We start from the raw sequence: 19,911 nt of genomic DNA, 5'->3' as shown, positions 1-19,911 counted from the left end.
CGCCGCATCTCCTTCTTTTTCATCCTGCCCGGCCTTTCGTCCGGTCGGGCCTGATCGTCATGTTGCGGTTCAGTGCCAGTGGAGGATCCGGCCGGTCTCCGCATCGACGATCATTTTCTCGACGCGCGAGCCGTTCAAGACCGCGATCAGGTAAACGAGACCGTGCGGCGTTCGACACAGCATCGTACGAACGATCTCGCCGCCGCCGATCTCACGCATGACCGGCCCCAGCGGTTTGGCCTCTCCCGCGCGCACGGCCTCACGCATTTCGCCGCCACGCAGGCAATGGTACGGGCCCCGACCCATGCATCGACCGGGCCCTCTGCCCGGCCCCGGCCCCTGGCCATGCTCGCACCCCGGACCGAATCCGGGCCCCTGGTCGGGGCCGAGCCCCGGCCCTGCTCCGGGTCCAGCTCCAGGTCCGGGCCCGCGCCTGGGATCCGTATCCGAGTCCATCTCGGGAACGAGCCCCTGATCCTGTCCCTGGTCGGGTCTCCAGTCCGGGTCGCGCTGATCCACGAGCGTGAAGATGCTCGCCCCCGGCAAAGGCAACTGCGCCGCGGCCGGCTCGGCAAGTGCCATCGCACCGAGAAACGCGATCGCGGCGAGACGGGATGCTCGAAGATGCGGAAAAACCGGGAAACCATTCATGACGCAACTACTATCGGAAGGCGCGCGAACAGGACATGAATGAATCTTTCCACCTCAAGCGATCCCCGCCCGCTTTTCCGACGAGCGCTGCCAGACATAGACGCCAAGCACCGAGGTTCCCATCCCGTAAAAGGCGATGAGAAAGCCGGAAATCCCCGCCAGAGCGTTGATCGCGGCCGTGTCGCCGTGCCAGAGAGTGCGCACCAGCGTCAGGGCCAGCGCGATGAAGGCGACGGCATAGCAAAGCCCGAAAATCGGCCGCCAGATGCGCTGGAGCAGGCTGCTCGCGGTCTGTTCGCTGCGCATGGTGGCGTTGACGTCGGCCAGCATGTCGGCCCAGTCCTCGCGCCGCTCGATCTCGACCGCCCACATGGCCTTCCCGCACTTTCCGGATCAGACCGGTAGGCCTCCTCGATGGCTTCTGGCGTCGAGGCGGTGTTCAATCGTGCGGCAAGTACATCGACGACCGCGGCTCCCGCCTCCCCGACGGCGCCTCCGGCATGACGAGCGATCAGTCGTTTGAGAAGCGGGGCGCCGACCTCCAACAGGATCGGTACGAGCAGAGCGAGCGGAAAGGCCATGAAGATCTCCTCCTTGTGGTTTGCTAAAGTCTGGCAACGAGCAGACGCAGTTCATCGCGGTAGCGCCAGGCGACGAAGCCTCCCGCCAGCATGAGCACGGCCACGGCAAACCCCACGGCGAGAAGCAGCGGATCGCCCCATCCGTCCCCGGCAACCGGATTTTCGGCAAAGACACCGGCGGTACTGCCGCTGACGACGGTGTCGCCGCTCGGTGGGAAGGGGCCCCCGATGCAAGAACGGGGAAATTTTGCGCCCTGTTCGGCGATAAGCCCGGCCAATGGCGCCGGACCCGGAAAACGGAGGACTTCGCAGAGGACTGGGCTGTCACCCATTCTCCTCAAACATACAGGCATACAGGCCGTTATGCGCAACATCCCCGGCCACGTCGCCGGGGAAGTACTCCTCATTCCCGCTTGCCGTATAAATATAAGCCCGTTCCCCTCAGCACGATAACGTCGCCCGGTAGCCGAGCCGTCAAACGTGCATCCATAGGTCGTCTGGGAACTTTGCCCCATGGCAACCGTGAAATAGCCGGGGAAGGCAGGCGTACCGATAACCGTTATCGTGCGGTTCAGGATCCGCAGGTTCGCATTATCTGAGCTTCAGATATGACAACCGCTGCCGCCACTGATCGTGTAGTCCCCAGCCGCTTCGAAATAAGCCAATTCCCAGGGGAAAATATGACAATAATGACTGACAGTCTCGATCGCGCCGAAATCCAGATTTCGAAACGTGAACCGCGCGGAATTGCTCTGGATACCACGCGATAGTCCTGCCCCTTCGATCTTGAAACCGCGCAGATACCATGATCCGACGACGTTGGCGGCAGTGATCGCAATCCCGATTGCCGGAGATAACAACACGTTGGAGGGTGTCGTCTCATCACCGATGATGTAGCAGGGGCCGCCGACCAGATCCGTCAGCCCGACGTTTTCCGCATAAGTTCCGGCTGCGATCGATATCGTTGCGACGTTACCGGCCATATCGATCGTCGCCACTTCGTCGACGGCGCGCTGGATCGTGGCAAAGGCAGAAGCGGAGGTGCGGCCGTCATTGGTGTCGTTACCGCTCGTTGCATCGACGTAGTAGATCCGGTTCGCCGTCAACGCCTCGCGCACGCCGCTTATCCCGGCGCGGAACCCAATCAACCCCGTTGCGTGATCGATCGACAAGGCGGTCGTGAACGTGGCCCCGTCGGGCGATACCTTGATCTGATAGTCGCCGTCGCTAAAGAGCCCGGCGAGCGCACGCGCCTCCCAGCCGATCTTGAAGGCGTGACCAGCATCGTTTGCATCGACCGCCTTGTTAAGGGTCACGACCATGTTGCCGTTGCCCGGCGTCACATCGTCATGGGAGTAGATGACCTCGTCCGACTTCACCGAAAGCCGCTGGATCTCTGAGACTGTCGTCCCGACGCCGAGCATGGACAGGTTCTGGAGCCAGAGAAACGAGGCGAAATTGTTCCAGCTCCCGTCCGAGAAGACAATCAGCGCCTCTTCGTCCACCACGAAGGCGATCAGCCCGTCGAAGGGCGTATGGAAGCGCCAGCCGCCATCGATCTTGGCGGCGATCTGGCCATCCTCGCCTTTCCAGTCACCGGTTGCAGAACTTGCGACGATATAGGCGTCGCCATCTGCCTCCCCACCCGCCGGGGCGGTCAGATCGCGGTCGAGCACTCTCAGGTTGACCAATGTATCGAACCCGACCAACGCCTCATTGTGGGTCACGTGCTTTTGCGCCTGCGCCGCCTCAATCAGGGGTAGGGCCAGTCTCGGAGTACCAGACATGGACGGTCGCCCTCCTTGCGCTTCCGCGCCCGACATGGGCGGAAATCTGGGTCAATGAGAGCGAAATCTCGTTCGGCAGAACGCCGAAATCCGCGATCTGGTCGGCCGCTGCATAGTTCGCCTCGGGGCTTGTCAGGCTGAGCGTGCGCAACACCGTGCCACCCGCAGACGCGAGAATTTCGAGCTCGTAGGCTTCCGCATCCTCGCCAAGCGGCACCTCCACCTGCTCCCAACCGTCACCGCCGAGCCGGGTGCGGCGGATCCAGCTCAGCGTCACGTCGCCGGACGTCTCACGCCGGACCCGAACATGCACCGGCGAGAACGGTCTGAGCGCCACTCCGTCGACCGCGAATTGAAGCGAAGTCGCCGCGTCGTCATCGATCGCACGATCCGTCGGCACCACCCGCCAGGAAAGCGGCAGCGAGAGCCGATCCCACCCGACATCGATGAGCGGCAACCCGGTATCGAGCAGCACGAAGGCAGCACCGACGGAGGCCCCCGCCGTCATCGACTCCTCCGTTCCACCCTGGGCGCGCAACAGCCGCGAAAGCCGCCACGCATTCGTGCCGACGAGTTCGGCTTGCGCGAATTGCATCACTTCCCGGGAGCCGTCATCGCAAAGGACGGCGGCCGCATTGGCACCTGCCAGCGCGTCGAGATCGGCTCGAGCCGACAAGTTTCCGCCGTAAAGCGTGACCCAGATCTCGTTGATTTCGTCCCAGCGCCCCGTCGGGCCGGCGAAAAGCGCTCCGGACAATTCGCCCATGGTCGCGGGTTCGGAGATATCGCTCACAGCCTCGAAGCCTGCCCCGCTTGCCGAGCACCAGACGGTCATGCCGCCAAGCCAGGGGCGGGCGAAGGCCGCCGCACGGAAGGCGGAGACGGGCTCGTCGCCTTTCAGAAGTGGCAGATCAAGGAGAGGTCGCACTCGGTAGATTGCTGCGCCGGGCCAACGAGGCGGGCGGATGCTCCCGCAGACGATCGGAAGCCGCACTTACCCCTTCCAAGCGACGCATCGTGCCGTCCTAGATCTGGGTAATGCGGATGAGCGCGCCGTCGAGCGTGACGAGATCGCCGGGCTCAATCGCAAGCCCCGTTTCCGAAAGGGCGAAGGCGTAGCGCTCGCGCCCCGCCCAGGCATCGCGCAGACGCGCTTCGGCCGCCACCTGCATCATTCCCGCATCGGCCGCCACATTGAGATCGATATCACTCACGCGGCGGCTCAACCCGGCAAACCTGCGCGAAGCGATGGCAAGGCGGGCATAGTCCCGCGTCGGGTCGGTAAAGCTCAGGCGAATTTCGGACGGCAGTTTAGACTCTTGCGCACGCGTTGCACTCAACAGCGCCATCTCCGGGCTCGGTTCCGCCAGATCACCGCGCGCCATTTCTTGCGGATGGTCGAGCGGAGAGCGAAACGCAAGCGCGGTGCCCGTATCGGCGGAGATGAACCCGAAAATCGTGGCAAGCTGTTCCAAAATCGCGCGTGCGCTCGTCGGCGAGGGAATAGTGAACCCGTCGATGGAACCCGCGAGCGTTCCCACGTCCACATCCGCCACAGAGATCTCGAAATCGGAGAGGATCGCTCTGACCAAGCCGTCCAGCCCGCATCCTCCGAGCCGTCCGTTCAGCCAATGGCCGAGCTGCCAGTTGTCACCATCCGCCCACACGCTTGTATCTGATGGAAAGGCAGGCCAGGGCCGCGCATCCCAAGCCCACAGATGGATGCCCGACGGGGCGACCATCGGCGCGCCGTAGACGGAGGAGACAGGATTGTCTCCGGCCGCGAGTTCCGGATGATCGTTTCCCCACCAACTCAAGAATGCTTCCAGGGCGCGGCGCTGCTGATAGTCGTTGCGCGCACCGTTAGAGAAATACGGCAAGGCGCTTTCCGACGACTTCGGATCGTAGAAGACGTTCGACTCGTTCGCCCCTCGATCAACGGCGGGGAAGCCCAGTTCTGTCAGCCAGATGGTTTCGATTCCGGCACCCAGGCCGTCGGGCTTGCCGCTTCCACCCCGTCGGAGCGGTCGTAATGGGCATTCGACCCCCAGCCGACCAGATCCTTGGCGCGGTAAACCCAGGGCTTGTCATAGGCCCCGTCCGTGATCGACGTGCGTAAACCTGCCTCCCGGTCGGCGGTGCTTGCGTAATACCAGTCGAAATACTCTCCGCTCGCGATGCGTCCGCGCAAATAGTCGAGATCGTAGGGCTCCAGTGCCAGAGCTGTATCGGCGTGGTCGCCGTCGCGCCAATCGATTATCGGCGGATAGAAATCGATGCCGACGAAATCGATGTCATCGGAGGTCCACAGCGGATCGAGATGGAAGGTCACGTCGCCCGAACCGTCATCGGGCCGGTGTCCGGAATATTCCGACCAGTTCGCGGCATAGGAAATCGCCGTGCCGGTCCCCAGAACGCTGCGCACATCGGCCGCAAGCGCGACCTAGGCCTCCACGAAAGGATAACCCGTGTCGGAGCGCACCTGCGTGAGGGCGGGCATTTCCGAGCCGATCAGGAAGGCATCGACGCCACCGGCGGCGACCGCCGGATGGGCGTAATGCAGCACGAAGCGACACCAGGACCATTCCGCCGGGCCGGAATAGACGACAGTGCTTGCGGTTGCCGCGAAATCGGACGGCCCAGCCTGACCGACAAAGGCCGCAACCTGATCTGCCACATCCGCCGTGGTGTCGGGATACCCGGTCTTGCCGGGGGCTGGATGGCAGGTGATGTGCCCGCACCAGGGGTAAGCGGCCTGCTCGCTTGCCCCGTAGGGATCGGCAAGGCCGTTTTCCTCCGGCACGTCCATCAGCACGAAGGGATAGAGCGTGACCTTCAGGCCGCGCGCCTTCAGATCGGCGATGGCGACCTTGACGGTGGCATCGGCAGGCGTGCCGCCATAGGCTGGGCGGCCGTCCTTTTGCGACACCGTCCGAGCGGAGGAACGTGACAACCCGCCTGCCAGCCAGGTGACGCCGGAACTCTTGGTGACGTGATCCTCCACGGCCGGACGAATCGTGCAGTCGCCACATCTCAGATCATCGCCGAACCAGGCAACCACCAGCGCGACCTGCTCCAGATTGGGGCAAAGCGCCTGCAACTCGTCGAGCGATGCCTGCCAGTCGGTATCGGCGTGCACGATATGGCGGTTGGCGCGTGAACTGCTTCCCTCGCCCGTGTTGATCTTCACCCGCCGGTCCGCATAGACGAACTCGCCCGCACCCGGAATGAGGCAGACGGCGCGCACCATCTCCTCCAACCGATCGACGGAACGGATCACCTCCACCGCGATCTGCGGCAGGCGGTTGCCGTAATCGGCCAGCGGCAGACGGTCGAAGACCAGATAGGCCGTGCCGCGATAGCCGGGCGCATATCCAAGCCCCTGCTTTGCCTCGATCAGCGGGTCCGGCTCCTGGGTCTCACTCCCGAGATAGCGGCGGACGGTGATCTCGGTCGTGTCCATCAGCTTGCCGTCGACCCAGACCCGGCCGATATAGCTGACCGGCACCTCGCACAGAGCGACCGCGAAATTGGCGTAATAGGAAGTAGGTGGTCACCGTGGTTGAGGAACTGCTGCTCGTGCTGCCCTTGCCGTCACCCTCCTCCTCTTTCTTGACGACCTCCTCGAATCGCGTCGCCCAGATCACCTGTCCCGTCAGTCATGCCCAGCCATAGACGCGCGTCATGGACGTGCCCTCGGTGGAGGACTGCACGTCGAGATAGGAGAGACGCGACCCTTCCACGGAGGAGTGGTGCCGAAGATCTGCTGGTCGATCGCCTGACCGGCCAGCGCACCCGCCGTGCGTCCGATCACGCCGCCGATGGGACCGCCGATCGCTGTGCCGACGGCCTGACCGACAGTGGAGAGAATGAGAGTTGCCATCACGCGCTCACATTGGGAAAGCAGAAAACGAAAGCGAGGCGGCGACGCCACCAGGGCACCAGCCGCGTTTCGACGACACAAGCCGCCTCGTAGGAATGGATGAAGAGGCCCGATTGCGCTGTGCCCGCACTCAGAATGCCCGCATGCTTGGCCGAGGCACCGGAGACGAAACGAAAGAGAAAGACATCGCCGGGGAGTGCCTCCTCCGGTTCGCGCGGCACAAGATGGGCACGGCCGGCTTCCGCCAGCTGTTCCGTACCGCCTGCTTCCGCCCAGTCGGGCGTATAGGCCGGCAGAGCCGTGGGCTCGACGCCGTGAAAGGCCCGCCAGACGCCACGCACGAGGCCGAGGCAATCGGTGCCCACGCCTTTGAGGGAGGCCTGATGACGATAGGGCGTGCCGAGCAGTCCCGCGCCTCGGTGACAAGGGCGGCCCGCGTGTAGGTCGTCTGGGGCATGGGGCCTCGATAGGATTCGGATGGGGAAATAAGAAAAGAAGCGGAGGCGCGTTGCGCCACCTATTGCGCTGGATTCCGGATCAGCGTTCGGCTGCGCCTCACTTGTCTGGAATGAGGGAATGTGGGGCTGAGTTGTAAGCACACGCGAATTTGGAAGCCTGATGCTGCTCGCTCGCGATCCGCGTGTGGTTACAACTCTCCCCTTGCTCGTCATTCCGGACGGTCTGCAGCGAAGCTGCATGGCCAGATCCGGAATCCAGCGCGGGCAAGCTGCACCGCAGGTGCTCCGTTTCCCTTCGCGCCTAGTCCACCAGCGTGCCGTCGTCGTTCACGCCGGTATCGCGGTCGGGGTAGGATAAGGCGAAATCATTGCCCGGCATGTGCGGAAAGCCGCGGAAATTGTCGAGGTTGACGAATTTCGTTAGGCACGTCGCCGCGCGCTTGTCGCACCCGGCCGTCACGGTGAAAGCATCGCCGATCGCAATGGCGGACGACGGCGCCAGCCACACGGATAGGACAGCCCCGTCCGCGCCGATGGCATGGCTCGCCACCTCCACCGCACCGCCGAGATTGTCGCCCGAGGTTCAGCGCAGCAGACCGCGGGCAAAGAAATCCTCCGCAAAGCCGTCGATCCCCGCCGCAACGATCCGGCGCTCACCCAAAACTGCACTGACCACGCCGGAGCCCAGATAGGCCGAAGCCTGAAGATTCACCCCGCAACGTCCGTCCCCCAAATCCGCATCGCAGACATGAGAAAAGACGCGGCCGCGCACCTCCTCCAATCCTTGCACCAATGAGCGCAGTTCGGCACGGAAACCGCCGTCGGCGCGAGTTACCTCTCCGATTTCGGCAATGCGCATCAAGACGCGCTGATCAGGGGCGGCCCAGTTGACCCGCCAAACCTCGATGCGTGCCCGGTCCCAAAGGCCAGCCGCCAGATCGGCCTCCGATAACGGCTCGGCCGAGAGAGCCAGATCGTTGAGCGCACCGGAAATCTCCGATCCGCCGACGGCAAGGCCCGGTCCTGTCGTCGCCTCGCTCGCCTCCGGACCGCTGTCGGCGAGATAAGTCACCCCATCGAAGACGATATCGGCATCATGATCGGTGAAACCGAGAACCGTGCCGTCACTGCGCGTCACCTTCCAGCAGGTCGCAAGCGTCGTGGCGCCGGAGCCGAGATGGTCTGCCAGGTCAGGATCTAGCGTTTTCACGGAAGCACCTCCACGATGGGAACTTGCGGGATGGCGCCCACCGCGAAATGGCTCATCGACACGTCCAGCCGGTCGGTGTCGAAGCGAGTGGGGACGTCAAAGGCAAATCCAGCGGTGACTTCTACCCCGGCTGCCGAAACCGATCCGACCTCGAAGGTGACGAGCCCGGTGGTGTCATCGACCGCGAAGCCGGTCGTGAATTCCGTTCCTCGACGGCGACGCGCACGGAGCCCGCCACTGGCTTGACGATGGTTCGGACATAGGCGATCGGCACCCGTGCCGTAGATCTTGACGAGCTGGAAGGCATCGCTTTCCCCGTCGCCTGAACCGATGACGCAATCGCCCGAGTCGAGCTGGGCGGAGGGCAGGCCCAATTTCCAGTCGAAGGGATCGCCGAAGCGGAAGCCGCACAGGCGGCCGCGCCGCTCCTCGAAGAAAGAAACCACCGCCGCGAAATCGTCGAAGGAGCGGATGCCGTAGCCGGCATCGAACCGGCGCGCGAGCGGGCCCAGCGAGCGTTACGCGCCTCCTTGCCGGAGTCGAGCGCCACGATATCCGTGCGCCGTTCTGGCCCACCGGAGGAGCCGAAACCGACTGCGACCAGAAACCGCACCTCGTGGAAGGCCGCTATCGTCGCCATGCGTCACCTTTGCGCTAGGGATTTGATTTGCGTCATGTCGAAATGGCGGTGGGTGGGCAACAGTCACCATATGACGGAGGAAAAGGCTCATGATGCACGTGCCCCATGAGCTGCAGGAGGAGTTCCCCGAGGCAGCGCAAGTACTTCATCAACTGAAAATGTCAGATCCGCACCTCGACGCACTTTGCGAGCACTACGGCGTGGTCAATCACGAAATCCATCTCATCGAGATGAAAGTCACGCCGACGTGCGACGTGACCACGGAGGATATCAAGAAAGAACGGCTGGCATTGGAGGACGATATCGCAGAGGCACTCCGCAGGGCCAGTACCATCGGGTGATTTTCCTCTCCTTCCGGTCGCGATAAACCCGCCGGTCGCTGATAAATTTCAATGAGCTCTTCCACCGTTACTCCATAGGGTGGGGAACGGTCCGCTTGAGTGACCGAGACTGGCCTCCTGCACGGATTTCCCCTCCCCGTACCGGAGACCCGACGCACCGTTGCCGCAGCCCCTCCTCGCGGTAGCGGTGTTACAGCCCGTGTTGCCCCCGTCCGGCAACGCGGGCAACCATTCTGGAAAGCTGCAATTCGGAGCGGCTGAAGCTTTCCGCATCCGGGGTCGTCACGGTGAAGGTCATCGCGACACCGTCGGACCTGCCCGCTCCCCGCACGCCGAGCCGTCCGTCGACTCCGCACGCCATCGGCAGGATAGCCCCCGCCCCCGCCCCCGCCTCACCCATCAACCCGATCTGACCGCCCGACATCGGAAAGTAGGTTGGCGTCGCCACCACGCCGCCCTCGACGAAGGCGCGCACCGTTCCCCCTTGGCAAAGGCCGTCGCGGATCCGCCGGAGAAAAGACTGGTCAGCCCGGACGTGACCGAGCTTGCCAGCGAGGACAGCGACCGGGATACGAGGCTTGAGGAAAAGCTGAGGGCTACCTGGCGCAACACGTCATCAAGCTGCTTGCCGTCGGAGACGACCCCCTTCAGCGCACTGGACAGAACACGGGAAAAATCGTTTGCAGCCGAGTTCAGCAGGTTCATTTCGGAGCTGAACCGGGTGAGATCGTCAAAGGGTAGATCGAAGCCCTGATCTTCGAAATCGGACATGGAACGTCCTTTCTGGTTTCAGCGGTCATGCGCGACGGGTTGCGCGGCAATTTGCAATCTCTCCACCCCTCAATCGGGATAGCGGCGCAGCAGCGCGGCCAGTCGTTCCCGGCTCGACCGCTCGCTTTTCCCTTTTCCGCTCGACAGGGCGACGGCAAGTTAGCGCGGGGTGGAGCGCCACATCACGTCCGGCGGTCATCTCAGGTGCGCCAGGCAGAAATACATCACCTCGTCCCAGGGAAAGGGCTCTATCCGACGAAAGGGCCGGAGGTCCTGTCCGCCGCCGAAGGTCGCCTTGAGAAGATCGCCGACGATTGCCGCAAAGCCGGGCGCGCCGCCTGCGGCCATCATGCGCTCCACGTGCTCGTTCTCCACCATGTTGCCGGCACCGCGAAGCCCCGCCCCGATGAAGCGCACCGCATCACGCGCCAAAAGTCGACCTTCCGCGAAGCGTTCGGCAAGCGCGCCCATGTCGGCGACGGAAAACGCATCCCCCAGTTCCGCCAGTGCGCCCAGCGTCAGGCAAAGCGTCCAGCGTCGGCCGTCGAGCATCGCCTCGATCTCACCCCTGTGTCGATTGACCATCATCACCTCCCTCGTCATTCGACCCTGAATCCCTCGTCATTCGACCCTGAATGTGAGCGCACCGGCGGATTCCAGCGCCATCTCGTAAGTCACCTCGCCCGCATATTCCAGCGCGGTAAGCTAAGGGCCTAAGGGCCCGGCAACGGTGCCGAAATCCGGGATCACCACCTGCCAATCGCGAATTGCTCCGGCGAAGAAGATCTCCCGCACGGCTGCATCGGAGGCCCCGTCGCGAAATATGCTGCCGCCGGAAAGCCCCGCGCGACGGATGCCCGCACCTTCCAGCAATTCCCGCCAGCACCCGGTGCTGTCGCTGTCGGTCACATCGACGGCTTCGGCGTTGAAGGTGAGACGACGGGTCCTGAGCCCCGCCACGGTGACGAAGCTGTCCGACCCATCGGTATCGAGCTTCAGCAAAAGGTCCCTGCCCCTCTGCGCACCCATGGTGTTCTCCTTGAGTTCTCCTTGAAATGAGATGAATGGTTGGTTGGAAGACGCTGAGCTCCCCCACCTCTACCGCTGTCATCCCCCGGCGAAGTCCGGGGGATCCGGCAACCTCAGTGCATGCCGACGATGCTGGATTGCCCGGACGAAGCCGGGCAATGACAAAGTAGAGAAAGGAGAATGACGACGGCTCACGTCAGCCCCGTCGGCTCCGTCACGGCGCGATACACGACCGTGCCGCGCCAGGTGCGCCCGTCGCGAGTGCGAGTGACCGTTTCGCGGATCCTCACCAGGCTCACCAGCCGATACCCGGAAAGAACAATCTCTCTCTCGTCGATCAGGCTCCCGAGTTGCGCCATCAACCCCAACGCCTCCTTGCGACCGCCTGCGCGGGAGAAGACGACGAATTGCAGCTGATGCTCCTCGCCGGGCCAGTCGTCATCGGCAATCGGGCGGCTCGTCCATTCGCCGACCACGATGTTGGGATAGGCGGCGGCGCGGCGCGCTCCATCCTCCACGCGACCATCGCCCAGCAGAGCGGACAATGTGGCATCGCTCCTGAGAAGAGTGACAAGTGCTGCCTGGAGCTCCTCGGCGGCGTGGGTCATCGGCCTTCCTCCTCCGCCAGCACGTCGAGCCAGCGACCGCGATTGTCCGGATCGCTTGCCGCCAGAACACGAAACACACGCAAACCCTGAACAAGCCGCCAGCCGCCCGCGATATCGGCGCGATGGCGCAGGCGGATGCGATGGGTAACGACGCCATCAAACCGATCATCGGTAAAGCGCTCGACCATGCCGCGCACCATCACCGCGCCCCAGACAGAGCCTGCCGCTTCGAAGCTCGTTTCGCTGCCGCCCGCACCGTCGTCGGTGAGCACGGGGCTCTGCAATTAAGCCTGGTGGAGAGGTCCGCGATCCGGGTCATGTCCACGCTCCCAGACCGATCAGCCGGTAAGGCGCGATGAGCGCAGCGACGGACCCCGGTACGTCCCCGCCTTCCGGGCCCTCGTGGGTTTCGTACCATTGGGCGACGAGCCGCCGGATGGCGAGGGTGAGCGGCGCGGGCACGTCGGTGACCGTGCCATAGCCTGCGGTGAAATCAATCTCAATGCCGTTGACACTCACCCCCGGGGTAGGCGCGCCCGCATCGATCACCAGTCGCGCGGGACGGCTGGTGGTATCGATCTGGTAGTCGGCACTGCCCAGCACTGTGGCCGTGCCGTCGGCGTCATAGACGGTCACCGCATCGATGATTGCGACCGGAGCCCGCGCAATCCGCACCCACCCGGCGCGAGGGCCAGGCATCGAGCACGGTGTGATAACCCTGGCTCATCAACGCCCGGCCGGTGATGGATTCCACGCGGATACGCGCGGCCGAGATCAGGGCCTCGATCAGGCCGTCCTCGTCGTCGTGATCGATCCGCAGGAAGGCCTTCGCCTCGGCCAGGGAGATGGGCTCGGCCGCGGGCGGCGAGATGGAAAGCGTGGGCATGGGGACCTCGGGGAGATTTCAGGGATGCGGGGCGGGTGCACAGCTCCGGTCGACGGCTCTCCGTTCTCTCTGCCCTTCCGTTCCCGCTGCCCCTCCGTCATCATCCCCCGGCTTCGTCCGGAGGATTCATCACTTTCAGCGCATGCCGACGGTGCTGGATTGCCCGGACGAAGCCGGGCAATGACGATGGAGAGAGCAGGAGCGATCGAGAGCACAAGGAGGGCGGAAAGACAGAAAACGCGGCATGGGACTGCCGGGCAGCACAACCGCGCACGAACCGTCGGCAACCGACGTTCATCTGGCCTCCCAAGCGACCCCACCCCCAATCTGGAGATGGGACCACCCGGGGGACGGCCGGCGGGAGGCAACCAGCCGCATCACGGTCAGGCGGAGAAGGCCAGCAGCTTGATGGCATTGAAATCCTGCACCCCGCCGCCGACGCGCTTGGTCGTGTAGAAGAGCACGTAGGGCTTGGCGGAATAGGGATCGCGCAGCACGCGCAGACCCATGCGGTCGATCACCAGATAGCCGCGCGCGAAATCGCCAAAGGCGATGGGCGTGGCATCGGTTGCGATATCGGCATGTCCTCGGCTTCGGTGATGGGGAAGTTCATCAGCGAGGCGTTGGCGCCCACACCGGCGGGCGGCTGCCAGAGATAGTTGCCGTCGGCGTTCTTCAGCTTGCGGATCTCCGCCTGGGTGGAACGGTTCATCATCCAGTGGGCGTTCTGGCGGTGACCGCTTTTCAGCGAGTAGACCAGATCGATCAGCAGCTCGTCGAGGGCGGAGTTGATGCACTCCAGCTTTTCGTCGGCCAGAACGTCACCGCGCGTTTCCAGCGCCTGCAACCTTGAATCATTTGCGGCCTTGAACTCCTAGAAAGCATTGAGGAATTCGTCGAGCGCGCCGCCCGTATCATCGCCCGTCCTGGGGGCCGTCATCGCCGCCACCTTGGTCTCACGCACAGGAGCCCCGTGCTCCGGGGCACCGCCGCGCAGGGATTTATGTTCCATAACGTTCGTCATTTCACTCACCTCGTTTGAAGGGTTGGGGTCGAAGGTCTGCTTGTTGGGATGGCTATCGTATGTGGTCGGGGCGGCCGCGCCCGCGTCGCGAAATCGCATCGACGTCATCCCCCATTCTCTCCGCCGTCATCCCCCGGCGACGTCCGGGGGATCCAACGCCCTCAGCGCGTACCGAAGGTGCTGGATTGCACGGACGAAGCCGGGCAATGATGGCGGAGGGAGACGGGGCGACAGAGAGTGATGCGTGGACAACGAAACCGGGACGACTGAAAAACCCGCCCTACCCGCACATCAACGTGTCCATCCGCAAGCGGTGGGTGAGATGACCTGTTTCAACGCCACGATCCGCGCACCCTCCTGCATGGGGAAGGTGACGACGGAGATCTCCCACAGGTCGACCTCGTAAAGCCGCCACACTCCGGTACGCGCATCCCGGTTGCCGCGCACGGTGCGAAAACCGATGGAGAGGCCGTCGAGTGGAGAGGCCGTCGAGAACGCCCGCATTCATCAGGCTCCTCACCTCCCGGGCGCGGGAGAGATCGGGCAGCAGGCAGCCGCGCACCTTCAGGCCGCGGGCATCCTCCGCAATCTCCTCCCAGCGGCCAATCAGTTCGCCCGGTTCGTGCTAGTAGAGAGGCTTGATGCCCCCCGCACCGCGCCGCTTGAGCGTGGCGGAAAAGGCGCCGGGCATGAGAATGTCGCGACCGAGATCGGCCACGCCGAAGAGCGCCGCATAGCCGGAGAAGGCATCCGCCTCGTCGAGGACGAGCCCCGTCTCGGGAGGGATGCCCGGCGGGGTGAGAGCGGGGTCGGATTGAGACATGACCGCCTCCATCAATGTGAGGCCTGGCGCACGCGCGGTTCCGGCCGGGATTTGGCCAGCACCTGTTCCAGCGTCCGGGCAAAGCGGGCGAAGACCTCGCGATAGGGCTTGCGCCGGAGGAACATGCGAATCCGATGAAAGGCCTGCATGGCTTTCCTGTTCCTGTCGTTGGAGGGAGAGAAAAGGACCGTCAGAGACAGCAGACAGGTCGGGAGAAAGCCACGCGGATGCCCACTCCCCTCGCGATTTGTAACGCCTCGTCATTTAACCTAGAGAGTGATTCAATCATGGTCAAAAGATTATTAATTGTAACCGCTTACGTGGATTCCCTCAAATCTTACTCACGGCCGTTGAAGCGTTGATTCAACCGGGCGATTTCCTGGACGAAATCGTTGAACCGGCGGTTTGACAGCGCCAGCTCGCGCAAGGACCAGGCGAGCAGCGAACTCGCGCCCGAAGCCCACAGGAACAGGGCCGATGGGCGAGCTCCCCGCGCTCGATGACGGACCGGGTGATGTTTTCCACCTCACGCGCCTTGTCCCTAACCGTCCTGTCCGGGACCACCCTCGGGGGTGTAGCCGACCGCCTCGCGTTTCCTGACATGGGTCAGGAAGTCGGCCCGCTGGAGACGTCCCCACAGCGCTTCGCGTTCCACCGACAGGGCCTCCGCCGCATCCGTATCCCAACCGAGCCGCAAGCCCTCGCCGTAGTGGGGACCGAGCCAGCCGGCCAGCGCCCTCGCGGTGCGCGAGACGAGCAGCAGCACGGTCTGACGCTAGAAGGCGCGGTTGGCTTCCTGATAGTTGGAATAGGTGTTGTCGCCGGGAATGCCGAGCAGCATGGGCGGCACGCCGAAGGCGAGTGCGATCTCGCGCGCGGCCTGGTTCTTGGCGCCGATAAAATCCATTTCCTGCGGGGTCAGCCCCATCGGCTTCCAGTCGCGCCCACCTTCCAGGAGAAGCGGGTGGCCGGCATTCTTCGCACCCTGATAACCGTCCTCCAGCTCGTCCTTCAACCGCTCGAACTGCTCGTCGGTGAGATTACCGCCGTCGCGCGCGGCATAGACGAGCGCACTCGACGACCGGGCCACATTGTCGAGCAACGCCTTGTTCCAGGCCCCCGCCGCATTGTGCACGTCGAGCGAGACCTGCGTCGCCTCGATGGGAGCGAAGCCATAGTGATCGTTGAGCGGATGGAAGAGCTTCAGATGGAGCACCGGTGGCACCCCGCCCGTCCCTTCCGCCGCCAGCCGGATCGAACGCCCCGCGACCGTATATTCGAACGCCTCGGGCTAGCCGTCGGACCCGGCGATCACCTTCATCCGGTCTGGCCTCAGCGCATGGAGTTCGTGCACCGTCCCGTCGAGGGCAACCGCCTCCACATAGGCATTGCCCGCCACCAGAAGGGGCCTGTAGAGCGTTTCAAGGAAATCGCCGCCTTGCCTGACGCGGGTTCGACCGGGCCAGCAGATCGAGGAGCGGATGGGCGTCGCGCTCGGCGTCATCTTCGTAGAGCAGCCAGGGCACGGAGGCGGCGGCCTCTGAAATCATCCGCACGGCACGGTGGACGACCGGATTGTGCGCAAAGCCTTCGCGTGCCAGCGCCGCATAGTCGCGCGGCGTCCACATCGACCGCCCGGCCGTATGCATGGCGACGAGCGGCGCGGCCTGCGAGGCTTTGAAGCCCAAGACGTTTAACACGTCAGACGCGGCCTGCGTCCGACGAAAGAGATCGAGCAAGCTAATGGGATGATCCTGATTTTGAAGAAATGCAGGGTTTACGCGTGACCGACATTTGCGTGATTGGGGTCACAGCCCGCATGACGCAACGTCGCTAGTCTTCAATCATCGGCAGACGGGAAATCCCCGCTTCCCCAAGCCACAGAAAACAGGCCGAGAACCGACCGCCTTCAAGAGAACAGATGCCATGTTTCGCAAGACCGCCATCGCAGCCCTGACCGTCGCCGTCGTGGCGACTTCGGGCATTGCCACCACCACCTCCACGGCCGAAGCCAAGAACGGCAAAAAGGGAGCATTCGCCGCCGGAACCGTCATCGGACTGGCCACGGGCGCCATCGTCGCCGGGGCCGCTCGCGACCGCACCTACGACAGGGGCTACTACGAGCCGCGCCCGCGCCACTGCTGGGACAAGCCGGTCCACCGCTGGGATCCCTACTATCGCGAATATGTGATCGTCGGTTACAGGACGGTCTGCCGCTAAGGCGCACATCCTGACCTGCAAAAAGAAGCCCCGGTTCCCCGCCTGGGGTTTCTTTGCGTTTTGGGGGCCGCTCCAAAGGCCTGAACACACCGTTCAGCCGGCGTTCAGGGACCGGGACCGAAAGTATTTTCACTGATGACGGTCCGGGTGTGTGATTCCGGTCACGGCAATCGGGGCTCTGGCGCCCTATCTGATCGCCATCGCCAATTCGAACGTTACAGGCGGACAACTCCCCCGCCGCCCGCTCATCAGGCCGAGATCCGGCCACCAGCAGGAAGACCCGTCGTGTTTTACAAGATCACTCTTTCCGTCGTGACCTTTTTCATCGCCGCTATTTCAGGCGTCGCCGCCAGCCTTGCCTCCCTCCAATTGCGAGGCCATCGACAAGAGCCATACGAGCGCACGCGAATGGTACGAAATGCCCGCCTACAAGTGGGATCCGGAAACGCAATCGAACAAGTTCGTCGGATATCGCCGGATCTGCCGGTAAGAGACAACGGGCCCTACCCCAAGCTTTTCCCTCGGCCCCTGCTTCATTCCGCCCAAAAGCCGGAAGCTAAGGGACACTCTCCTTCATCATCCCCCGGGCTTCGTCCAGGGGATCCAGCGCTCTCCCCACACGCCGCTGCCTGCTGGATTGCCCGGACGAAGTCGGGCAATGACGATCGAGAGAGAGGAGCCGACGGCGGTCTAGCATTCCGCTGCCACCCTCACAGCACGTCTAAAACGGCCGCCCCTTCAGTTCGCCGCTCTCGTTCAGCATCAGCGCGGTCAGCACCCAGACGAGCGCGTCGAGGCGGTCGGGCAAGTGACCGGACGACAGGCCGTCCAGCCCAAAATCGCACATCTCATCTTCAAGCTTGGCAAAAGCGCCGACGTGGTGGACGCGGCCCTGCTCGTAAAGAGCGGCCACCGGCTCGGCGCGCAGCCACTTGCCGCGCATGGCCCGGACCGGTTTGACCAGCACACTTCCATCGATGCCAAAGAGCACGGCAGACACCATCTCGCCGCCCTGGTTCACCTCCGCGATCAGACAATCGGCGTCATGGCGATGGTAGAGCGCAATCGCCGCCCGGCCCCAGCCCGCCGGGCGCACCTCCTCCATGGTGCCATCTTCCAACACATAGGCATGACCGTCGGCGCCGAGCCCCGCCACGACGAGACCGCAGACATCCGCGCCCTTGCCGGATGAGGCAGGCGGATCGATCGCCACCACGATACGCCCCATGCGCGGGGCGACGCTGGCGCGCGCCTCCTGGATTACCTCACGCCGCCACAGGGCGTCGGGGCGATCCTCGATCAGTTCGCCGTCCAGTTCCTGTCGGCCGAACCGCGTTCCGGCATAGCGGCCGACAATCGCCTCCAGAAAGCCCGGGGCGAGGTTGGTGGCATTGTCGCGGGTGGTCGCCCGGCTGACCACCGTGCGCGGATCGCCGAGCAGGCGTTTCATCAACGCGATGGGGCGCGGCGTGGTGGTCGCCACCTGACGGGGACGCTCTCCCAGCCTCAATCCGAATTGCAGCATGTCCCAGGTCTCCTCGGCGCTCTTCCATTTGGCGAGTTCGTCACACCAGGCGGCAGCGAATTGCGGATCGCGCAGGCTCTCCGGATCCTCGGCGGAAAAGGTCTGCGCCACCGCGCCGTTCGCCCATTCCAGGCGGCGACGCGAGGGCTGCCATTGGGGGCGCTCGGCGCGTCGATGAATGGCGAGCAGATCGGGAGACGCCCTCCACCATCACCTCGCGTACATCGCCCTGATTTTCGCCGACAAGCGCGATGCGACCGACCGGCTCACGCGTATAGGGCGCAAGCCCCAGCGCCATGCCGCGCACCCATTCCGCGCCCGTGCACGTCTTGCCCGCTCCGTGTCCGCCCATCACGAGCCATGTGGTCCAGTCCCCGGCGGGCGGGGTCTGGTCGGGACGGGCGAACAGCGCGAAATCATGGGCGAGACGTTCGATCTCGGTGCCGTCAAGGCTCGCCAGCATCGCTTCGATCCGGGCCCTCGATGAGCGCCTCAAGGCGGTGCGCAAGGCTTCGGCGGAATTCGTCAAGGTTCTCATCTCCTTCGCCCTCGTCCCCGTGCGCCCCTCGCCCGGCTTCTCGCCGCCGCTCCACGCCGTATCAAGCGTGACGAGGCGGGCCAGCGTCTGGGCGAGCGTGGACAGGAGCTTGGCGTCGCAATCATCGAAGGCCGGATCGCCGGTCTCGCCGTCTTCCCCGGCGCGCGCCTTCAGCTGGGCTCTGAGAGATCCTCCAGCTCACCGACCTGACGCTCAAACGCGCGATAAAGCTGGGCGACCAGTTTCTCGCGCTTGTCGCGCGCCACGCCCTGCCGATAGACTAGCACTCCTTCCGCCCGGACCCAGCCTTCGCAGCGAGCGTGATAGGCAAGCGTGCCCGTCGACATGCCGAGTCGACGGCAGATCTCCGCCTGGCTGATTTCGGCCTGCGTCTCGAAAAGAACCCGCGCCTCGGCAAGCGTCTTCTCATCGACACGCGGACGTCCAGACAAGGCGACAGGGCGCTGTTGCGGCATGAAGGCCTCGTTCATGGTGATGAGTTGGTGCGGAGGGCACACAAAAAAGCGGACGGAGACAGGCAAGAACCCGGCTTGACCACCTCTCCCATGGGGGAGAGGTCGGCGCGAATGCGCCGGGTGAGGGGTGTCGAGCTTTCCGTATCCACGGGAGATCTCCTCCACTCACCCCAGCCCTCTCCCCATGGGAGAGGGAGTACGTTTAGGGCGTGCGGCAAGGATCGGAAAAACGACTGAAATCCGCTTACCAAATCGGGTTCGAATAGCCCCCCTCGTTAGCCCGTTACTCTCTATCGTCATCCCCGACGCAGTCCGGGGGATCCAGCACTCTCAACACATGCCGATGGTACTGGATTGCCCGGACGAAGCCAGGCAACGACGACGGATGGAATGGAAGGAGGAAACAGGGACGGCAGAAACAATACTTTGTAAGGGAAGCAACCCCGCCCCCTTCATCTCC

The 19,911-nt window shown here is 63.9% G+C and carries 23 protein-coding genes and 7 pseudogenes; 3 read left to right on the top strand and 27 right to left on the bottom strand.

Annotated elements, in window-relative coordinates; translation table 11 throughout:
• Positions 1-69: 69 nt before the first annotated feature.
• The 11 genes and pseudogenes from QNJ43_RS14690 to QNJ43_RS14640 all read right to left on the bottom strand — a co-directional run bounded on the left by QNJ43_RS14690 (position 70) and on the right by QNJ43_RS14640 (position 9,210).
• Positions 70-267, bottom strand: a complete 198-nt coding sequence (locus QNJ43_RS14690) for a PepSY domain-containing protein (RefSeq protein ID WP_300471166.1) — start codon at positions 265-267, stop codon at positions 70-72.
• A gap of 438 nt (positions 268-705) precedes the next feature.
• The gene (locus QNJ43_RS14685; protein WP_300471163.1) at positions 706-1,023 is read right to left on the bottom strand and encodes a 3TM-type holin; all 318 of its coding nucleotides are present in this window, start codon (positions 1,021-1,023) and stop codon (positions 706-708) included.
• A gap of 232 nt (positions 1,024-1,255) precedes the next feature.
• Positions 1,256-1,510, bottom strand: coding sequence for a hypothetical protein (locus QNJ43_RS14680; protein ID WP_300471161.1), 255 nt, complete (start codon positions 1,508-1,510; stop codon positions 1,256-1,258).
• A gap of 324 nt (positions 1,511-1,834) precedes the next feature.
• The gene (locus tag QNJ43_RS14675) at positions 1,835-3,019 is read right to left on the bottom strand and encodes a DUF2793 domain-containing protein (protein WP_300471159.1); all 1,185 of its coding nucleotides are present in this window, start codon (positions 3,017-3,019) and stop codon (positions 1,835-1,837) included.
• Entirely contained in the window at positions 2,982-3,947 is a 966-nt protein-coding gene (locus QNJ43_RS14670) for a hypothetical protein (protein WP_300471158.1), read from the bottom strand. The genes QNJ43_RS14675 and QNJ43_RS14670 overlap by 38 nt, the downstream gene beginning before the upstream one ends.
• Before the next feature lie 97 nt (positions 3,948-4,044).
• Positions 4,045-4,761, bottom strand: a complete 717-nt coding sequence (locus QNJ43_RS14665; RefSeq protein ID WP_300471244.1) for a phage tail protein — start codon at positions 4,759-4,761, stop codon at positions 4,045-4,047.
• Positions 4,759-6,269: pseudogene (locus QNJ43_RS14660) on the bottom strand (glycoside hydrolase TIM-barrel-like domain-containing protein); the annotation flags it as partial. The gene QNJ43_RS14665 and the pseudogene QNJ43_RS14660, both read right to left, overlap by 3 nt.
• A 432-nt stretch (positions 6,270-6,701) precedes the next feature.
• Positions 6,702-6,905, bottom strand: a complete 204-nt coding sequence (locus QNJ43_RS14655) for a hypothetical protein (RefSeq protein WP_300471156.1) — start codon at positions 6,903-6,905, stop codon at positions 6,702-6,704.
• Complete coding sequence (locus QNJ43_RS14650) at positions 6,902-7,267, bottom strand: peptidase P60 (protein WP_300471154.1); 366 nt, start codon at positions 7,265-7,267, stop codon at positions 6,902-6,904. The genes QNJ43_RS14655 and QNJ43_RS14650 overlap by 4 nt, the downstream gene beginning before the upstream one ends.
• Positions 7,268-7,661: 394 nt before the next feature.
• Positions 7,662-8,570 (bottom strand): annotated as a pseudogene (locus QNJ43_RS14645) (DUF2163 domain-containing protein).
• Positions 8,567-9,210, bottom strand: a pseudogene (locus QNJ43_RS14640) (DUF2460 domain-containing protein). Before QNJ43_RS14640 ends, QNJ43_RS14645 begins: the two co-directional pseudogenes overlap by 4 nt.
• 89 nt (positions 9,211-9,299) lie before the next feature.
• Here QNJ43_RS14640 and QNJ43_RS14635 point away from each other — a divergent pair.
• Entirely contained in the window at positions 9,300-9,551 is a 252-nt protein-coding gene (locus QNJ43_RS14635; protein ID WP_300471151.1) for a DUF465 domain-containing protein, read from the top strand.
• A 190-nt stretch (positions 9,552-9,741) separates the two neighbouring features.
• Here the strand turns inward: QNJ43_RS14635 and QNJ43_RS14630 are convergent, their stop codons facing one another.
• The 14 genes and pseudogenes from QNJ43_RS14630 to QNJ43_RS14565 form a co-directional block, all read right to left on the bottom strand.
• A complete protein-coding gene (locus tag QNJ43_RS14630; RefSeq protein WP_300471149.1) occupies positions 9,742-9,951 on the bottom strand; it encodes a hypothetical protein in 210 nt (69 codons plus the stop codon).
• Entirely contained in the window at positions 9,951-10,322 is a 372-nt protein-coding gene (locus tag QNJ43_RS14625) for a hypothetical protein (RefSeq protein ID WP_300471147.1), read from the bottom strand. Before QNJ43_RS14625 ends, QNJ43_RS14630 begins: the two co-directional genes overlap by 1 nt.
• Positions 10,323-10,517: 195 nt before the next feature.
• Positions 10,518-10,907 (bottom strand): gene transfer agent family protein, encoded by a 390-nt coding sequence (locus tag QNJ43_RS14620; RefSeq protein WP_300471241.1) that lies wholly within the window; start codon positions 10,905-10,907, stop codon positions 10,518-10,520.
• A gap of 36 nt (positions 10,908-10,943) precedes the next feature.
• Positions 10,944-11,351 (bottom strand): annotated as a pseudogene (locus QNJ43_RS14615) (phage major tail protein, TP901-1 family).
• 191 nt (positions 11,352-11,542) lie between these two features.
• Positions 11,543-11,959: a DUF3168 domain-containing protein gene (locus tag QNJ43_RS14610; RefSeq protein ID WP_300471145.1), complete on the bottom strand. Its 417-nt coding sequence runs from the start codon at positions 11,957-11,959 to the stop codon at positions 11,543-11,545.
• Positions 11,956-12,231, bottom strand: coding sequence for a phage head closure protein (locus QNJ43_RS14605; RefSeq protein WP_300471143.1), 276 nt, complete (start codon positions 12,229-12,231; stop codon positions 11,956-11,958). Before QNJ43_RS14605 ends, QNJ43_RS14610 begins: the two co-directional genes overlap by 4 nt.
• A 43-nt stretch (positions 12,232-12,274) precedes the next feature.
• Entirely contained in the window at positions 12,275-12,634 is a 360-nt protein-coding gene (locus QNJ43_RS14600; protein ID WP_300471141.1) for a hypothetical protein, read from the bottom strand.
• The gene (locus QNJ43_RS14595) at positions 12,582-12,845 is read right to left on the bottom strand and encodes a head-tail connector protein (RefSeq protein WP_300471138.1); all 264 of its coding nucleotides are present in this window, start codon (positions 12,843-12,845) and stop codon (positions 12,582-12,584) included. Before QNJ43_RS14595 ends, QNJ43_RS14600 begins: the two co-directional genes overlap by 53 nt.
• Positions 12,846-13,228: 383 nt before the next feature.
• A pseudogene (locus QNJ43_RS14590) lies at positions 13,229-13,620 on the bottom strand (phage major capsid protein); the annotation flags it as partial.
• Between the two features lie 99 nt (positions 13,621-13,719).
• Positions 13,720-13,968: a hypothetical protein gene (locus QNJ43_RS14585; RefSeq protein ID WP_300471136.1), complete on the bottom strand. Its 249-nt coding sequence runs from the start codon at positions 13,966-13,968 to the stop codon at positions 13,720-13,722.
• 192 nt (positions 13,969-14,160) lie between these two features.
• On the bottom strand, positions 14,161-14,373 hold the full coding sequence (locus QNJ43_RS27260) for an HK97 family phage prohead protease (RefSeq protein WP_346432997.1): 213 nt from the start codon (positions 14,371-14,373) through the stop codon (positions 14,161-14,163).
• 121 nt (positions 14,374-14,494) lie between these two features.
• Entirely contained in the window at positions 14,495-14,692 is a 198-nt protein-coding gene (locus QNJ43_RS27255) for a hypothetical protein (RefSeq protein ID WP_346432996.1), read from the bottom strand.
• 11 nt (positions 14,693-14,703) lie between these two features.
• Entirely contained in the window at positions 14,704-14,841 is a 138-nt protein-coding gene (locus QNJ43_RS14575; protein ID WP_300471133.1) for a hypothetical protein, read from the bottom strand.
• A 392-nt stretch (positions 14,842-15,233) separates the two neighbouring features.
• Positions 15,234-16,341, bottom strand: a pseudogene (locus tag QNJ43_RS14565) (phage portal protein).
• Positions 16,342-16,618: 277 nt separating this feature from the next.
• Here QNJ43_RS14565 and QNJ43_RS14560 point away from each other — a divergent pair.
• On the top strand, positions 16,619-16,912 hold the full coding sequence (locus QNJ43_RS14560; RefSeq protein WP_300471131.1) for a tyrosyl-tRNA synthetase: 294 nt from the start codon (positions 16,619-16,621) through the stop codon (positions 16,910-16,912).
• A 355-nt stretch (positions 16,913-17,267) separates the two neighbouring features.
• Positions 17,268-17,402, top strand: a complete 135-nt coding sequence (locus QNJ43_RS14555; RefSeq protein ID WP_300471129.1) for a hypothetical protein — start codon at positions 17,268-17,270, stop codon at positions 17,400-17,402.
• 231 nt (positions 17,403-17,633) lie between these two features.
• Here QNJ43_RS14555 and QNJ43_RS14550 read toward each other — a convergent pair.
• Positions 17,634-18,900: pseudogene (locus QNJ43_RS14550) on the bottom strand (terminase family protein).
• 245 nt (positions 18,901-19,145) lie between these two features.
• Positions 19,146-19,451, bottom strand: a complete 306-nt coding sequence (locus QNJ43_RS14545) for a helix-turn-helix domain-containing protein (protein WP_300471127.1) — start codon at positions 19,449-19,451, stop codon at positions 19,146-19,148.
• Positions 19,452-19,911 lie beyond the last annotated feature (460 nt).

The organism is Breoghania sp. (assembly GCF_030066895.1).
Lineage (GTDB): Bacteria > Pseudomonadota > Alphaproteobacteria > Rhizobiales > Stappiaceae > Breoghania.
Note: the sequence above shows the minus strand (reverse complement) of the source record. Positions and strands in the feature narration are given on the sequence as shown.